Here is a 13719-nt window from a genome sequence, read left to right as displayed (position 1 = left end):
TTCCGGCTGGGCAGCAGCTCGAGCCCGGCCGCAGGGCGCAAGCCGTGCTAGCGGGCGGCTGCGTCCCAGCCGGTGTCCTGCAGGTCGCCCAGATCGGTTTCCTGCGGACGGTCGAAGCCCAGGCCCAGGCTGGCGATGAAATGCGAGAGCGCGGCGATGCAGGCTCCCGGGCTGGAGACCTGCGGGCAGTGCCCCTCGTTGCGCACCATGCGGACGGTGCAATCCATCAGGTGCTGCTCCATGTAGCGCCCGACGGCCGGGGGCGCGACCGGATCGTCGGTGCACTGCAGCAGCAGCACCGGCTTGAGCAGCTCGGCCAGCTGCGGGCGCAGGTCCGACAGGAAGGTGGCGCGCGCGAACTGGGCCAGCGCCGGCGGATGCGCGCGGCAGAAGGCCGCGGCCAGGTCGGATGCCAAGGCCGGCGGCTGCCCCTGCCCCATCGCGTGTGGCGCCATGAAGTCGGCCCATGCCGAGACATCGCGCTCGACCAGCGCGACCAGCGTCTCCAGCGCCGATGGCTCGAAGCCCCCTGCATAGCCGGGCTCGTTCCGGTAGCACGGCGAGGGCGCGATCATCGCGTGCGCATCGAACAGCCACGGCGCCCGCAGGTCGGCCAGCATCCCGATCATCGCGCCCACCGAGTGGCCGACGAGCACGGAGCGCTCCCCGGCGAACTGCTGCGCCACCTCGATCACGTCCAGCGCGTGGCCGTCCAGGCGTTCATAGCGCACCGGGTCCCATGCCGAGACGTCCGAGCCGCCGCAGCCGGCCAGATCCATCAGCACCACCCGCGCGTGCGACGCGAACGCCGGCGCGACGAAGCGCCACATCGACTGGTCGCAACCCAGGCCGTGCAGGAACAGGAGCGTGACGGGACCGTTCCCCGTCACCGTGACGTTGTGGCGCCGGGCCAGTTGCTGCGGCACGTCAGGCTACTTGCAGGCCATGGCGTCGAAGATGCGCCGCAGGATCTCGGTCTCCGCCTTGCGCGAGGCGATCTCGAGGGCCTGCTGCTCGGAGGCCAGGGGCCCGATGCCCAGCCGGTCCACCACGACGTCCGGCCCTTCGGCGGGGCCGGCGCTGCGCACCACGCGCGCCAGGCCCAGGTACCCACGATCGGTCTTGGCGGTGTACGCCTCCACCTTGAAGCCTCCGATCGGACCGCTGATCTTTTCCATGTCCCGCGAGCGTAGCGGCGCTGCCCGCCGCCGCCTTCAGAAAATCGCCTAAGCCCAGGGACATCGGGCCGTCGGCAGCGGGCTCTCGGCCGGCGGCTTGTGGAGCCCCGGTTGTCAGCGCGTGTGCGTGCGCCGGATGCGCGACAGCGCCGACGGCAGGGACGGCGCTGTCGGTGCCGCAGGCGCGACGGAGGGATCTCCGCAACCGGCTGGCAGCGGACCGCCGCGCGCAAACAAGACCCCCAGAGGTTTCCCTCTGGGGGTTTGAAGATCTGACGGAGTGGACGGGACTCCCCCCAATTACGCAGTCTCTAGAGCAGAGATCACACCAGGCCCGCGGCCGATTGCACGGTCTGGTTCACGGTTGTAGAACCGATGGTAGCCGCAGACCCGGCGCACCCAAGACCTCACATTCGACTTGCGCCGAATGAAAGCGCGGTCGATGACTGCCAGCCCGGCCTGACGCCCGAAGGCGATTGTGACGACCGGGTTGACGTGCGCCCCGCCGATCGGCCCGAGAACCTCGAGGAGGACGAGCAGTGCGAACACCGTCGTCAACGTGTTTGCCAGCAACGCCACAGCGGCGTTCCCTGCGGCCAGGTTCTCGCCCATGATTCCCGAAGCGATGACAGCGGTCAGGAGCAGCGCGGTGCCCAGGAACTCCGCGGGCCGCCGGGCGCGTGACGCGCTCATCGTCAGGACGAGGCCAGATCGCGTGCGCTTTGCTGGAGCCGCAGCTTGTCAAGGTTGTCGGGCGGCAGATTCACCAGTGCATCAAGCCTACGGCGGACGGCGTGCAAGGTCTTGAGAAACGCATCGCGGCGCTGCGCCTCCGTGCCCTCCACCTTCGATGGGTCAGGGTAGCCCCAGTGGGCGCTGGCAGGGTGAGCGGGCCAGATCGGGCACACCTCACCAGCGGCCTTGTCGCAAACCGTGATGATGAGGTCCATGTGCGGCGCACCCGGCGCAGCGAATACGTCCCAGCTTTTACTGGTCAGGCCCTCAGTGCTGATGCCAACATCCTGCAGAACTTGTAGGGCAAGAGGGTTCGGGCGTCGGTTCTCGCGTGGGCTGCTCCCCGCCGAGAACGCTCTGAAACGTCCCTTCGCGAGGTTGTTCAGGGTGGCCTCGGCCAGGATGCTCCGCGCGGAGTTGTGCGTGCAGAGAAACAGCACGTTGATCGGATCAACTTGCATCGGCGTGGCGCCCCCCAACCGTTGGTGCCGAGGCTCTGAAAAGCAGCGCAGCCGTCATCGCAGCCCAGTACGTCAAGCGCGTGCGTGCGTTTGGCTGCTGTCGGCAATAGTCCCACTCAAAGTGAGCAGCCCGCGCAGAACCCAAGTTCTTCAACTGGACCCGCTCGCCGGACCATACGCGAATCGGCTCGCCCAAGCGCAGTGGGGCTCCGTTCGCTCCGAGGTTCCCGCCCCTCGCGGTCAAATGTCCGCACCGGGTCGGTCCGAGGTTGGTCGATTCACCAGGGGCAAGCGACCACGCCCCGGTTGGATGTTGGCGGCTCATGATCCAGTCCGCGTCAGCAGCAGGCCGCCTTGGCCACGGGAGTGGGCAGCGCGACGGAGACCGCGCCGGGTGCGCAGCAAGCCCCCTCGGCGCTGGCTCGGCCGCCGTCGCCGTAGACAGGCACGTTCCCGAGCGAGTGGAAATGCTCCCAGGCAATGCCCTGCGGATCAGTGACCCAGTGCTTGTCACTCTTGGCGTAGCAGCAAGATACCTCGCTCTGCTCCAACACCGCCATGTCAGCGGAATCGGCGCGGGCGCGGAGTTCTGCCAGCTCGCTGGCGTCGTCCGTTTGGAAGCCCAGATGGTCCACGCCAATACCGTCGCCCCGGGTGGAGATGGCGAAGTTGATGCGGGGGTCCTCCAGCATCCACTTGGCGTAGTCACCTTCGCGGCGGGCTGGTTGCGCTCCGAAAAGGCGGTTGTAGAACTCGATGCTGGCGGCAAGGTCGGCCACCCGGACATGGACATGGAAACGCTTCACGATCTACTCCTTCAGCAGCAAGCCGCAGTGGCGGCGGGGTTGAGGCACTCGGCACCTTGGCAGCAGTGCGCCGTCAGGTATCCCAAGACCCCGTCCATGCGGTCGTACGCGGCTCGGTACAGGAGGTTGCGGCCCTGCCGCTCCTGCGTGACCAGCCCCGCGTGCATCAACTCCTTAAGGTGGAACGACAAGGTCGCCGCCGGTAGCTCCAGTGCTTCGGCCATCGTGCCGGGCGTGAGACCCTGCTGACCGACGACCACCAGCGCCCGAAAGACTTGCAGGCGGGCTGGATGGGCAAGGGCACCAAGTGCCCGGACGACTTCTGTTTCTTCCATTTTTCCAGTTTAGTCGAAATAAAGGCGTGGTGCTAGCAGGGTCTTGAAGGCCCCCCGCGTGCAGTTCGATCGTTCAACATGCGAGGGATGGCATGGCGGCGGGCTCACAGCGCGAGCGGCCCGGCGACAAGAGTTCCGCGCGGAGCTTCCCAATGTCCAAAGTCGTCTGAACGACTGGAGGAGACGGTGCGGGAGCCCCGCCTCTCAACTGCTCGAAGGTGGCATCCCACTGCGCCCGAAGCTGCCGAGCCTTGACGTTGAATTCTTGAAGGTCCGAAGTCTGAGGGAGCAGCGGACTACCCAGCCGCCCGGCCTTTGAAATGCTCAGCAAGGTCCTTAGGGACTCGGAGACCGAATTGGTCGATGTTGGAATCTGGAAGGCGGCGGACGCCTTCGGTACGGATGGGCACTGCTTCGATCACACGGCATGATTACACGGTCCGTGCGGCGCTTTCCCCCACAATCCTTGCCGCGCTCCATGGGGAGCCGCAAAGAAAAAGGGCTAGCACGTGAGTACATGCTAGCCCTCTAGAGACTTGGCGGAGTGGACGGGACTCGAACCCGCGACCCCCGGCGTGACAGGCCGGTATTCTAACCAACTGAACTACCACTCCGCGTTGGTGCAGCGTCCGCTCTTGCGAGCCAAGTGCTGCAGCTTGTGCTTCGTGTCACTTGCGTGAAACTTGGCGACCCTACGGGGATTCGAACCCCGGTACTCACCGTGAAAGGGTGATGTCCTAGGCCTCTAGACGATAGGGTCAAAACCTGAGGAACTTGTCCGTCTCGACACTTTTGGTGGAGGTAAGCGGGATCGAACCGCTGACCTCTTGCATGCCATGCAAGCGCTCTCCCAGCTGAGCTATACCCCCGTTGGGTGTCGAGCCCTGAATTCTATACCGAAAATTCAAGCCTTCGCGAGACGCTCCAAAACAATTTCGCGCGGCAGCAGTTCGAGCACCGCATCGAGCGACGGCGTCTGTGCCGTTCCCATCACGAGCACGCGCACCGGCATCGCCAGCTGCGGCATCTTCAGCCCCGTGGCGCGGAGCACTTCCTTGATGCTTTCCGCGATGGCGGCCTTGTCCCACGCAGCGCCTTCCAGCATCTTCGCGAGCATGCCGATCGCGGGCCGCACGCCGTCGGTGATGTGCTTGGCCAGCTCGTCCTGCGACGGCGTGACCGGCAGATAGAAGCGCGCGGCCCACTCGGCCAGGGCAACGGTGGTGTCGCAGCGGTCCTTGAGCAGCCCGCAGATGCGCGGCAGACGTCCATCGGGCTCGACCCCGCGGCCGCGCAGCGGCGCCTCGACCAGCTGCGCGAGCTCGGCATCGGCCATGGCCTTCATGTGCTGCGCATTCACCCAGCGCAGCTTGGCCTCGTCGAACTGCGCGGCGCTCTTGCCCAGGTGGTCGAGATCGAACCACTGCAGGAACTGCTCGCGGCTGAAGATCTCGGCGTCGCCGTGGGACCAGCCCAGGCGCGCGAGGTAGTTCACCACCGCGTCGGCCAGGAAGCCCTCGTCGCGGAACTGGGTGACGGGCTTGGCGCCATTGCGCTTGCTCATCTTCTCGCCCCGCTCGTTCAGCACGGTGGGCAGGTGGGCGTAGACGGGCGGCTCCTTGCCGAGCGCGCGGAAGATGTTGATCTGGCGAGGCGTGTTGTTCACGTGATCGTCCCCGCGGATCACGTGCGTGATCGCCATGTCGATGTCGTCGACCACCACGCAGAAGTTGTACGTCGGCGTGCCGTCCGGCCGGGCGATCACGAGGTCGTCGAGCTCCTCGTTGCTGATCTCGATGCGGCCCTTGACCTTGTCGTCCCAGGCCACGACGCCCTGCAGCGGGTTGCGAAAGCGCAGCACGGGTTGCACGCCGGCCGGCGGGGGGGGCAGGGTCTTGCCTGGCTCGGGCCGCCAGGTCCCGTCGTAGCGCGGCTTCTCCTTGGCCGCCATCTGGCGCTCACGCAGCGCGTCGAGGTCGGCCACGCTCATGTAGCAGGGATAGACCAGGCCCTGCTCCTGCATCTGGCGCAGCACTTCCTTGTAGCGGTCCATCCGCTGCATCTGGTAGTGGGGGCCTTCGTCATGGTCCAGCCCGAGCCAGGCCATCCCTTCGAGGATGACGTCGACCGCGGCCTGGGAGGAACGCTCCAGGTCGGTGTCCTCGATGCGCAGGATGAAGATGCCGCCCTGCGAGCGCGCGAACGCCCACGGATAGAGCGCCGAGCGGATGTTGCCGAGATGGATGAAGCCCGTCGGCGACGGGGCGAAGCGGGTGCGGACGGTCATAGTTGGTCGAGCCCGCGCAGCAGGTCGGCTTGCAGATCGCCGACGTGTTCGAGGCCCACGGCAATGCGGATCAGTCCCTGGCCGATGCCCGCCGCCTGGCGCTGCTCCTCGGTCAGGCGGCCGTGCGAGGTGGTGGCCGAATGGCTGATGATGGTCTTGGTGTCGCCCAGGTTGGTGGCAATGCTCATGAGCTGGGTGCTGTCGATCACCTTGAAGGCGTTCGCCCGCAGTGTCTGCGGGTCGGCGCCGCGCACGTCGAACGACAGCACCGCGCCACCCAGGCCCGACTGCTGGCGCATCGCGAGCGCGTGCTGCGGGTGCGACTCCAGCCCGGGGTAGTACACCCGGGTCACGGCCGGATGCGCTTGGAGGAAGCGCGCCAGCGCCAATGCGTTGGCGCACTGCGCCTGCATGCGGATTCCCAGCGTCTCCAGGCCCTTGAGCACAACCCAGGCGTTGAACGGCGCCAGCGTCATGCCCGCCGTGCGAACGATCGGCGCGAACACGTCGTGCACCAGCCTGGCCGGGCCGCACAGCGCCCCCGCCATCACCCGGCCCTGGCCGTCCAGGTACTTGGTTCCGGAATGCATCACGAGGTCGGCCCCCAGCTCGGTCGGGCGCTGCAGCGCGGGCGAGCAGAAGCAGTTGTCCACCGTGAGCAGGGCGCCGGCGCCATGGGCGATGTCGGCCAGCGCGCGGATGTCGCAGACCTCGGTCAGCGGGTTGGTGGGCGTCTCCGCGAACAGCAGCTTCGTGTTGGGGCGGATCGCAGCCTTCCATGCCTGCAGGTCGGTCTGCGACACGAAGGTGGACTCGACGCCGAACTTGCCGAACTCCTTGGCGAACAGGTTCAGCGTGGAGCCGAACACCGAGCGCGAGCACACGACGTGGTCGCCGGCCCGCAGCAGGCCCATGCCGAGCAGCAGGATGGCGGCCATGCCGGTCGACGTGCCGATCACCGCCTCGGTGCCTTCCATCGCGGCCAGGCGCTGCTCGAAGCTGGTGACGGTGGGGTTGGAGGTGCGCCCGTAGGTGTAGCCCTCCTGCGGGTTGGCGAAGCGTCGGGCCGAAGTCTCCGCATCGGGCTGCACGAAGCCGCTGGTCAGGTACAGCGCCTCGGAGTTCTCGCCCCACTGGCTGGGCGGCAGGCCGGCGCGCACCGCGAGCGTGTCGCGGTGCAGGCCGGGCGGCAGGGTCTTGCCTTGCATGGCTTCAGGCCTCCTGCGCGTTCGGCAGCGCCAGGCGCGAGGTGGACTCCTCCAGCGGGTCCTCCTGGCCGATGCGGGCCTCGTTGATCCTGGCGATGTCGTCGGGGTTGATGTCGCCCGTGACGTACACGCCGTCGAAGCAGGAGGCGTCGAAGCCGTCGAGCTTGGGGCCGTCCGCCGGCGACGCCGCGAGCACCGCGCGCTTGAGGCCCTCGACGTCCTGGTAGATCAGGGCGTCGCAGCCGATGATCTGCCGCACCTCCTCGACCGTGCGGCCATGCGCGACCAGCTCGCTCGGGGTGGGCATGTCGATGCCGTAGACGTTGGGAAAACGCACCGGCGGCGCGGCGCTCGCCAGGTAGACCTTCCTGGCACCGGCGTCGCGCGCCATCTGCACGATCTCGCGGCTGGTGGTGCCGCGCACGATCGAGTCGTCGACCAGCAGCACGTTGCGGCCGCGGAACTCGCTGGCGATCACGTTCAGCTTCTGGCGCACCGACTTCTTGCGCACGCCCTGGCCCGGCATGATGAAGGTGCGGCCGACGTAGCGGTTCTTGACGAAGCCTTCGCGGTACGGAACGCCCAGCAGGTGCGCCAGCTGGGTGGCGCTGGGACGGCTCGACTCGGGGATCGGGATGATCACGTCGATCTCGCTGGGCGGCACCGTGGACACCACGCGCTTGGCCAGCGTCTCGCCCAGGTTCAGGCGGGCCTGGTACACCGAGATGCCGTCCAGCACGGAATCGGGCCGCGCGAGGTAGACGTACTCGAAGATGCAGGGGCTGAGCTTGGGTTGCTCGGCGCACTGCTTGGCGTGCAGCTGGCCCTTCATGTCGATGAACACGGCTTCACCGGGCGCGACGTGGCGCTCGAAGACGTGGCCCGTGCCCTCCAGCGTCACGGATTCGCTGGCCACCATCACCGTGCCGTCCTGGCTGCGGCCGACCGAGAGCGGCCGGATGCCGAACGGGTCGCGGAATGCCAGCACGCCATGCCCGGCGATCATCGCGATCACGGCATACGAGCCACGCACCCGGCGGTGCACGTTCGCCACCGCGGTGAACACGTCCTCGGGCTGCAGCTGCAGGCCGCGCGTGGAGCGCTCCAGTTCGTGCGCGAACACGTTCAGCAGCACCTCGGAGTCGCTCTCGGTGTTGATGTGGCGGTGGTCGGTCGAGAACAGCTCGGCCTTCAGCGCCTGGGCGTTGGTGAGGTTGCCGTTGTGCACCAGCACCAGGCCGTACGGCGCGTTCACGTAGAACGGCTGGGCCTCTTCCTCGCTGTACGCGTTGCCCGCGGTCGGATAACGCACCTGCCCCAGCCCCACGTTGCCCGGCAGGGCCCGCATGTTCCGGGTGCGGAAGACGTCGCGCACCATGCCCTTGGCCTTGTGCATGAAGAACTTGCGCCCCTGCTGGGTGACGATGCCGGCCGCATCCTGCCCGCGGTGCTGCAGCAGCAGCAACGCGTCGTAGATCAGCTGGTTCACTGGGGCGCCGCTGACGACGCCGACGATTCCACACATGGCCTGGGCCTTCCTGCTTTCAATCTGGCAGGTATTGCCCGACCGCTTCGGGCAACACCGGCTTCAATCCCTTCAGCGCCGTCGTCGAAACGCCGGCACCCACCGATTCCGTCCACCACGCGTCGGCGCGCAGTGGCGTCATGTTGACCACCACGGCCAGCGCCAGCAGCAGCACGACCCCGCGCAGGAGGCCGAAGGCGCCGCCGAGCACACGGTCGACCGGGCGCAGGCCCACGGCCTCGACCAGCTTGCGAACTGCCCAGGCGAGCAGCGCGCCCGTGAACACCGCGGCCACGAACACCGCCGCGAAGCCGGCCGCATACCGCAACGGCTCGCTGGACGTGGACATGGGCAACCAGCCACCGACCACCGGCGCCAGCCACTGGGCCAGCACGAACGCCACGATCCAGCTCAGCACCGACAGCACCTCGTACACCAGCCCGCGCAGCACCCCCAGCAGGAGCGAGAACGCGAGCACCGCGAGGAACACCCAGTCCAGCGCCGCCATGCCGCCTGCCTACAAGGTGAGGACGGCGGCCGGCAGATCCAGTTCCTTGATGCGCCCGGCTGCCTTGTCGGCCTCGGCGCGCGTGGCGTACGGCCCCACCCGCACGCGGATGCGCCGGCCATCCTTGGTGTCGGCCACGTGCGTGTAGGTCTTCAGTCCGGCGCGCTCGACCTTCAGCCGTGTCTCGCGTGCCTTGGCCACGTCGGAGAACGCCCCGACCTGCACCACGAAGCGGCCTTCGACATCGGGGGCCTTGGCCTGCACCGCCTTGCCCTCGAGCAGCGCCTGGGCGCGCGAGCCGTCGGGCGCCGGACGTGCCGGTGCATCGGACCTGGCCTGGGCCGGCGCGGGCATGGCCTTGGCGGGCGGCGCCGGGCTCGGCCGCGCCTCCGCCTTGCCCTCCACCCGGGCTTCGGCCCGGGCTTCCACCCGGGGCTCGGCCGGCGTCGCGGAAGCAGGCGCGGCGGAGGCGGCAGGGGTGGCGGGCGCTGGCTTCGGCAGGGCCGCGTCGGCGACCTTGGCCGGGCTCTGCGCGGAGGGCGCCGGCGCGGGCAGCGGCTTGGCCTTGTGGCGGTCGGGGATCTCGATCGGGATGTCGACGGCGATCGGGCGCGGCTGCGTGTCGAACAGGAGCGGGAAGCCGATGACGCCCAGCAGCACCAGCACCGCGGCGCCGATCAACCGGTGCCGGGCGCGGCGCCGCAGCACTTCCACGCTCTCGGCCTGCTTGGTGGCGGCCGGCGCGTCGTCACCACCCTTGCGGAACTTGAATAAGGCCATGAAGCGTGTCGGCGAGGGTTCAGGAGCCCAGGTGCCGGGCCTGCAGGCGGGGCAATCCGTCCTTCAGGACACCGCCCACCGTGTAGAACGATCCGAAGACCAGGATTCTATCAGTGGGGTCCGCCGCGGCCACCGCCTCGCGCAGGGCGTCCTCGGGGCTGGCGTGGACGCTCGAGGTTGCATCCTTGCGCGCGGTCAGCGATTGCCACAGCGCCTGCAGCGAGCCGGCCGCGGCGGCACGCGGCGTCGGCAGATCGGTGAAGCACCAGCGGTCCACCAGCGGGTCCATCTTGCGCAGCATCGCGCCCAGGTCCTTGTCGCCCATGGCGCCGAAGACCGCGTGGGTGGTGGGATAGAACCCCATGGCGTCGAGGTTGGCCGCCAGCGCGGCGACCGAGTGCGGGTTGTGGGCGACGTCCAGCACCAGCGCCGGCTGGCCTGGCACGATCTGGAAACGGCCCGGCAGTTCGACCATCGACAGGCCGAGCCGCACCGCCTGGGCCGTGACCGGGATGCGATCGCGCAAGGCCGTGAGCGCCGCCAGCACGCCCGAGGCATTGAGCAGCTGGTTGGCGCCGCGCAGCCCGGGGTACCCCAGCCCGGCATAGCGCCGCCCCCGCCCGGCCCACCCCCACTGCTGCTTGTCGCCCGAGAAGTTGTAGTCGCGACCGAGCAGCCAGAGGTCGACCCCCAGCGCATCGGCCGCCTGGACGATGCTGGCGGGCGGGACCGGGTCGCTCACCACCGCCGGGCGGCCGGGGCGCAGGATGCCGGCCTTCTCGCGGCCGATCGCCTCGCGGTCGGGACCAAGGAATTCCTGGTGGTCCAGATCGATGCTGGTGATCACGGCGCAGTCGGCGTCGACCACGTTCACGGCATCCAGCCGTCCGCCCATCCCGACTTCCAGGATCGCGACGTCGAGTGCGGCGGCATCGAGCACCAGCAGGCAGGCCAGCGTGTCGACCTCGAACAGCGTGAGCCCGCACTCTCCCGCATGCCGGTGCACGGCGGCGTACGCCTCGTCCAGCGCCGCGTGGTCGACCAGCGCTTCGCCCAGCCGCACTCGCTCGCGAAAATCGACCAGGTGCGGCGAGGTGTACAGGCCGGTGCGGTAGCCGGCGTGGCGCAGGACCGATTCCAGCATCGCGCAGGTGGAGCCCTTGCCGTTGGTGCCGGCCACCGTGATCACCACCGTGCTGCCGAAGAGGCGGCGCCCCATCCGGGCCAGGCAGGCATGCAGGCGATCGAGGCCCGGCTTGATCTGCCCGGGGTCGTAGGTGGCGCGGATGCGCTCCCAGTCGTGGAGTTGGCTCATGCGGAAAGACGGTGGCGAAGCTGGTGCCGAAGGAATTGGATTGAGGGGCTCAGGACGCGCTCTCCACCGCCGCCGGACCGGCCAGCTGCGGCGAGAACGCCTGCCTGAGGCAGCGCAGGAAGACCTGCACGCCGACCACGTACAGCGCGGGCGCTCCGGCGGCGAACGCGCGCACCGCAGCGCGCAGGGCCGGCAGGTCCGGCTCGACGACGTCAAGCGTGCCGAGGCGGGCGACCGTGCCGGCCCGGGTCTGCAGCCAGCCCGAGCGGACGTGGTCGGCACGGCTGGTGAGCGCGATGGCGCCGATCTCGCCCAGCCCGCACCGGCGCAGGCCATCGAGCACGCCGGCCACGTCCTTGTCGTCGGACAGGCCGACCAGCACCCGGCTGCCGGCCGGCAGCCGGGTGCGCAGGAAGCCGGCGTCGATCGAGCGCGCATGGATCACCGGCTCGCACAGCACCGCAGTGCCGGCCAGCCCGAACCACGCGAACGACGGCGTGGAGAACGGCTGGAAGGCCGGCGCGTGGCCCAGTTCCCGCACCACCGTGGCAGCCAGTGCACAGAGCCGCGCGTACCAGGCGGGCGCCGCGACGGCGGCCGCGGCGGGCGACGGCGCGGCGATCCGCAAGCCCGGCACCTGCAGGCCGGCATCCGCCGCGGCCTGCGCCACGTCGGGATCGACCACGGTGACCGGTGCGCAGCGCGCGATGGACAGCTTGTCGCGCAGCACATTCCCCGGCGTGCCACCCAGCGCGGCGACGTGCTCGTCGAGCACCGAGGTGACCACCGCCACCCGCGCGGCCAGCTGGCCGATCTCGTCCCACTGCACGCCCCGGCCACCCTCCAGGACCACCCAGTCGACGGCCTCGTCGGCGAACCACTGGAGTGCCACGGTCAGGAAGATGCCCGTCGGCGACAGGTAGCGGTCGGGCGCGCGTGCGGCGAGTTCGTCGTCCAGCAGCGGCATCGCCCTGGCCAGGCGCTCCTGGAAGGCCGCCGCCGGGATCGGCTGGTTGTCGATGCGGATCCGGTCGAAGTGGCAGACCTCCTCGGGCGAGACCACCAGCCCCACCCGGTGTCCGGCGCGCTGGAGGTTCCAGGCGACCATCCGCGCGGTGCTGCCCTTGCCCTTGCTGCCGGTCACGAGCACGGTGCGCTGCGCGGCGGGCACGCAGCCCAGCGCCCGCCAGCACGCCGCGAACACGCCCGGCGCCCGGGCCTGCGAATCCGGCCGTCCGGCCACGCGCGCCCGCGACGCCTCGTAGGACCGGAACACGTCCGCGAACGGGTCGCGGCGGATCGGCGAGCTAGCATCGGGCATCCTCCGATTTTCGCCGAGCCTGCTCCTCGGCCACGGCAGCATGGATCCATCCCCCGTCCTCGTCTACGGCATCCCCAACTGCGACACCGTCAAGAAGGCACGCGCCTGGCTCGACGCGCGAGGCGTGCCCCACCGCTTCCACGACCTGCGCAAGGACGGGGTGCCGGCCGAGCGCCTGGCCGCCTGGAGCCAGGAGGTCGGCTGGGAGCGGCTGGTGAACCGGCAGGGCACGACCTGGCGCAAGCTCGACACGCCCACCCAGGCGCAGGTAACCGACGAGGCCAGCGCGCGCGAACTGATGGCGCGGCAACCCAGCGTGATCAAGCGCCCGGTGGTCGAATGGCCGGGCCGCACGACCGTCGGCTTCGATCCGGCGACCTGGGACGCGTTGGTGAGCAGCCGCTGACCGCGTGACTTTTACCCACCCTTTACCCGACCTTGACCCCGGGCGACGCGTGGATGCCTAAAATTTCCGCATCCACGCCCGAAGCGAGGTTCCCCATGAAGAAAACCGTTGTCCTTTCCCTGATCGGCCTCGCGGCTGTCGGCGCCGCGCAGGCGCAGGAGGTCGGCCGCGTGCTCTCCAGCACGCCGATGATCCAGCAGGTCGCGGTGCCGCGGCAGGTCTGCTCGAGCCAGCCGGTGGCCGTGCAGGAGCCCAACTCGGGCGCTGGCGGCGTGATGGGTGCGATCGCCGGTGGTGCGGTCGGCAGCCAGATCGGCGGCGGCAGCGGCCGCGGTGTCGCCACGGTGCTGGGCGTGCTCGGCGGCGCGGTGCTCGGCAACCGCATCGAGGGCTCCGGCACCTCGGTGCAGAACTACCAGTCGTGCACGACGCAGACCTACTACGAGAACCGGGCCACCGGCTACAACGTGGTGTACGAGTACGCGGGCAAGCAGTACACGGTGCACCTGCCGTACGACCCGGGTCCGACCATCCGTCTGCAGGTGTCGCCGGTCACCACGGCGCCCCCGCTCGAGCAGCCCGCCGCGGCGCCGGGCACGCCGATGCCCGCGCCCATGGTCTCGGTGCCGCCGCCGGTCATCACCTCGTCCACGGTGGTCGTGCCTGCTGCACCGGTCTACTACGCGCCCTATTACTACCGTCCGGCCTACTACCCGCCCGTGTCGCTGAGCATCGGCTACGTGCACCACCATGGCGGCGGGCGCCACTGGCGCTGAGTAAGTCCCCACCCGCCTGCTGAGAACCGCCACTTGTGGCGGTTTTTTGCTTTCGTAACCGATTTGAATTGCAGCGTC

General features: G+C 69.2%; 15 protein-coding genes and 3 tRNA genes. 2 read left to right on the top strand and 16 right to left on the bottom strand.

The window, feature by feature from the left end; translation table 11 throughout:
- Positions 1-47 precede the first annotated feature (47 nt).
- The 16 genes from VFE82_RS11575 to VFE82_RS11500 all read right to left on the bottom strand — a co-directional run bounded on the left by VFE82_RS11575 (position 48) and on the right by VFE82_RS11500 (position 12459).
- Complete coding sequence (locus VFE82_RS11575) at positions 48-926, bottom strand: alpha/beta hydrolase (RefSeq protein ID WP_325000460.1); 879 nt, start codon at positions 924-926, stop codon at positions 48-50.
- Positions 927-932: 6 nt separating this feature from the next.
- Positions 933-1178 (bottom strand): hypothetical protein, encoded by a 246-nt coding sequence (locus tag VFE82_RS11570; protein ID WP_325000459.1) that lies wholly within the window; start codon positions 1176-1178, stop codon positions 933-935.
- A 300-nt stretch (positions 1179-1478) separates the two neighbouring features.
- Positions 1479-1871 (bottom strand): aquaporin, encoded by a 393-nt coding sequence (locus tag VFE82_RS11565; protein WP_325000458.1) that lies wholly within the window; start codon positions 1869-1871, stop codon positions 1479-1481.
- 2 nt (positions 1872-1873) lie between these two features.
- Entirely contained in the window at positions 1874-2374 is a 501-nt protein-coding gene (locus tag VFE82_RS11560; protein WP_325000457.1) for an arsenate reductase ArsC, read from the bottom strand.
- 338 nt (positions 2375-2712) lie between these two features.
- Entirely contained in the window at positions 2713-3180 is a 468-nt protein-coding gene (locus VFE82_RS11555; RefSeq protein ID WP_325000456.1) for an ArsI/CadI family heavy metal resistance metalloenzyme, read from the bottom strand.
- Positions 3181-3191: 11 nt separating this feature from the next.
- Positions 3192-3515, bottom strand: coding sequence for a metalloregulator ArsR/SmtB family transcription factor (locus tag VFE82_RS11550; protein ID WP_325000455.1), 324 nt, complete (start codon positions 3513-3515; stop codon positions 3192-3194).
- A 537-nt stretch (positions 3516-4052) separates the two neighbouring features.
- Positions 4053-4129: transfer RNA gene (locus VFE82_RS11545), tRNA-Asp, on the bottom strand.
- A 70-nt stretch (positions 4130-4199) separates the two neighbouring features.
- A tRNA-Glu gene (locus VFE82_RS11540) sits at positions 4200-4275 on the bottom strand.
- Positions 4276-4308: 33 nt separating this feature from the next.
- Positions 4309-4384 (bottom strand) — tRNA-Ala (locus VFE82_RS11535).
- A gap of 35 nt (positions 4385-4419) precedes the next feature.
- Positions 4420-5802, bottom strand: a complete 1383-nt coding sequence (gene gltX, locus VFE82_RS11530) for a glutamate--tRNA ligase (protein ID WP_325000454.1) — start codon at positions 5800-5802, stop codon at positions 4420-4422.
- Positions 5799-7010, bottom strand: coding sequence for an O-succinylhomoserine sulfhydrylase (locus VFE82_RS11525; protein ID WP_325000453.1), 1212 nt, complete (start codon positions 7008-7010; stop codon positions 5799-5801). The genes gltX and VFE82_RS11525 overlap by 4 nt, the downstream gene beginning before the upstream one ends.
- A gap of 4 nt (positions 7011-7014) precedes the next feature.
- Complete coding sequence (gene purF, locus VFE82_RS11520; RefSeq protein WP_325000452.1) at positions 7015-8535, bottom strand: amidophosphoribosyltransferase; 1521 nt, start codon at positions 8533-8535, stop codon at positions 7015-7017.
- 19 nt (positions 8536-8554) lie between these two features.
- The gene (locus VFE82_RS11515) at positions 8555-9043 is read right to left on the bottom strand and encodes a CvpA family protein (protein WP_325000451.1); all 489 of its coding nucleotides are present in this window, start codon (positions 9041-9043) and stop codon (positions 8555-8557) included.
- 9 nt (positions 9044-9052) lie between these two features.
- Positions 9053-9823, bottom strand: a complete 771-nt coding sequence (locus VFE82_RS11510; RefSeq protein WP_325000450.1) for an SPOR domain-containing protein — start codon at positions 9821-9823, stop codon at positions 9053-9055.
- Positions 9824-9842: 19 nt separating this feature from the next.
- Positions 9843-11138 carry a folylpolyglutamate synthase/dihydrofolate synthase family protein gene (locus tag VFE82_RS11505; RefSeq protein ID WP_325000449.1) on the bottom strand — a complete coding sequence of 432 codons (1296 nt, stop codon included), beginning with the start codon at positions 11136-11138 and terminating at the stop codon, positions 9843-9845.
- Positions 11139-11187: 49 nt separating this feature from the next.
- Positions 11188-12459, bottom strand: coding sequence for a hypothetical protein (locus tag VFE82_RS11500; protein ID WP_325000448.1), 1272 nt, complete (start codon positions 12457-12459; stop codon positions 11188-11190).
- Positions 12460-12499: 40 nt separating this feature from the next.
- On the opposite strand from VFE82_RS11500, the gene VFE82_RS11495 reads away from it, so the two are divergent.
- Both VFE82_RS11495 and VFE82_RS11490 read left to right on the top strand, forming a co-directional pair.
- Positions 12500-12865: an ArsC family reductase gene (locus tag VFE82_RS11495; RefSeq protein WP_325000447.1), complete on the top strand. Its 366-nt coding sequence runs from the start codon at positions 12500-12502 to the stop codon at positions 12863-12865.
- A gap of 95 nt (positions 12866-12960) precedes the next feature.
- Positions 12961-13641, top strand: a complete 681-nt coding sequence (locus VFE82_RS11490) for a glycine zipper 2TM domain-containing protein (RefSeq protein WP_325000446.1) — start codon at positions 12961-12963, stop codon at positions 13639-13641.
- The last annotated feature ends 78 nt before the right edge of the window (positions 13642-13719 follow it).

This window comes from Ramlibacter sp. (genome assembly GCF_035655895.1).
In the GTDB taxonomy this organism is placed as follows: Bacteria; Pseudomonadota; Gammaproteobacteria; order Burkholderiales; family Burkholderiaceae_C; genus Ramlibacter.
This window is presented reverse-complemented; position numbering and strand designations above follow the sequence as displayed.

Bases quoted from the DNA above. Each gene is read 5' to 3' on its own strand.
- VFE82_RS11570 (WP_325000459.1), bottom strand. From the start codon at position 1,178: ATGGAAAAGATCAGCGGTCCGATCGGAGGCTTCAAGGTGGAGGCGTAC.
- VFE82_RS11565 (WP_325000458.1), bottom strand. From the start codon at position 1,871: ATGAGCGCGTCACGCGCCCGGCGGCCCGCGGAGTTCCTGGGCACCGCG.
- VFE82_RS11560 (WP_325000457.1), bottom strand. From the start codon at position 2,374: ATGCAAGTTGATCCGATCAACGTGCTGTTTCTCTGCACGCACAACTCC.
- VFE82_RS11550 (WP_325000455.1), bottom strand. From the start codon at position 3,515: ATGGAAGAAACAGAAGTCGTCCGGGCACTTGGTGCCCTTGCCCATCCA.
- gltX (WP_325000454.1), bottom strand. From the start codon at position 5,802: ATGACCGTCCGCACCCGCTTCGCCCCGTCGCCGACGGGCTTCATCCAT.
- VFE82_RS11525 (WP_325000453.1), bottom strand. From the start codon at position 7,010: ATGCAAGGCAAGACCCTGCCGCCCGGCCTGCACCGCGACACGCTCGCG.
- purF (WP_325000452.1), bottom strand. From the start codon at position 8,535: ATGTGTGGAATCGTCGGCGTCGTCAGCGGCGCCCCAGTGAACCAGCTG.
- VFE82_RS11515 (WP_325000451.1), bottom strand. From the start codon at position 9,043: ATGGCGGCGCTGGACTGGGTGTTCCTCGCGGTGCTCGCGTTCTCGCTC.
- VFE82_RS11510 (WP_325000450.1), bottom strand. From the start codon at position 9,823: ATGGCCTTATTCAAGTTCCGCAAGGGTGGTGACGACGCGCCGGCCGCC.
- VFE82_RS11505 (WP_325000449.1), bottom strand. From the start codon at position 11,138: ATGAGCCAACTCCACGACTGGGAGCGCATCCGCGCCACCTACGACCCC.
- VFE82_RS11500 (WP_325000448.1), bottom strand. From the start codon at position 12,459: ATGCCCGATGCTAGCTCGCCGATCCGCCGCGACCCGTTCGCGGACGTG.
- VFE82_RS11495 (WP_325000447.1), top strand. From the start codon at position 12,500: ATGGATCCATCCCCCGTCCTCGTCTACGGCATCCCCAACTGCGACACC.
- VFE82_RS11490 (WP_325000446.1), top strand. From the start codon at position 12,961: ATGAAGAAAACCGTTGTCCTTTCCCTGATCGGCCTCGCGGCTGTCGGC.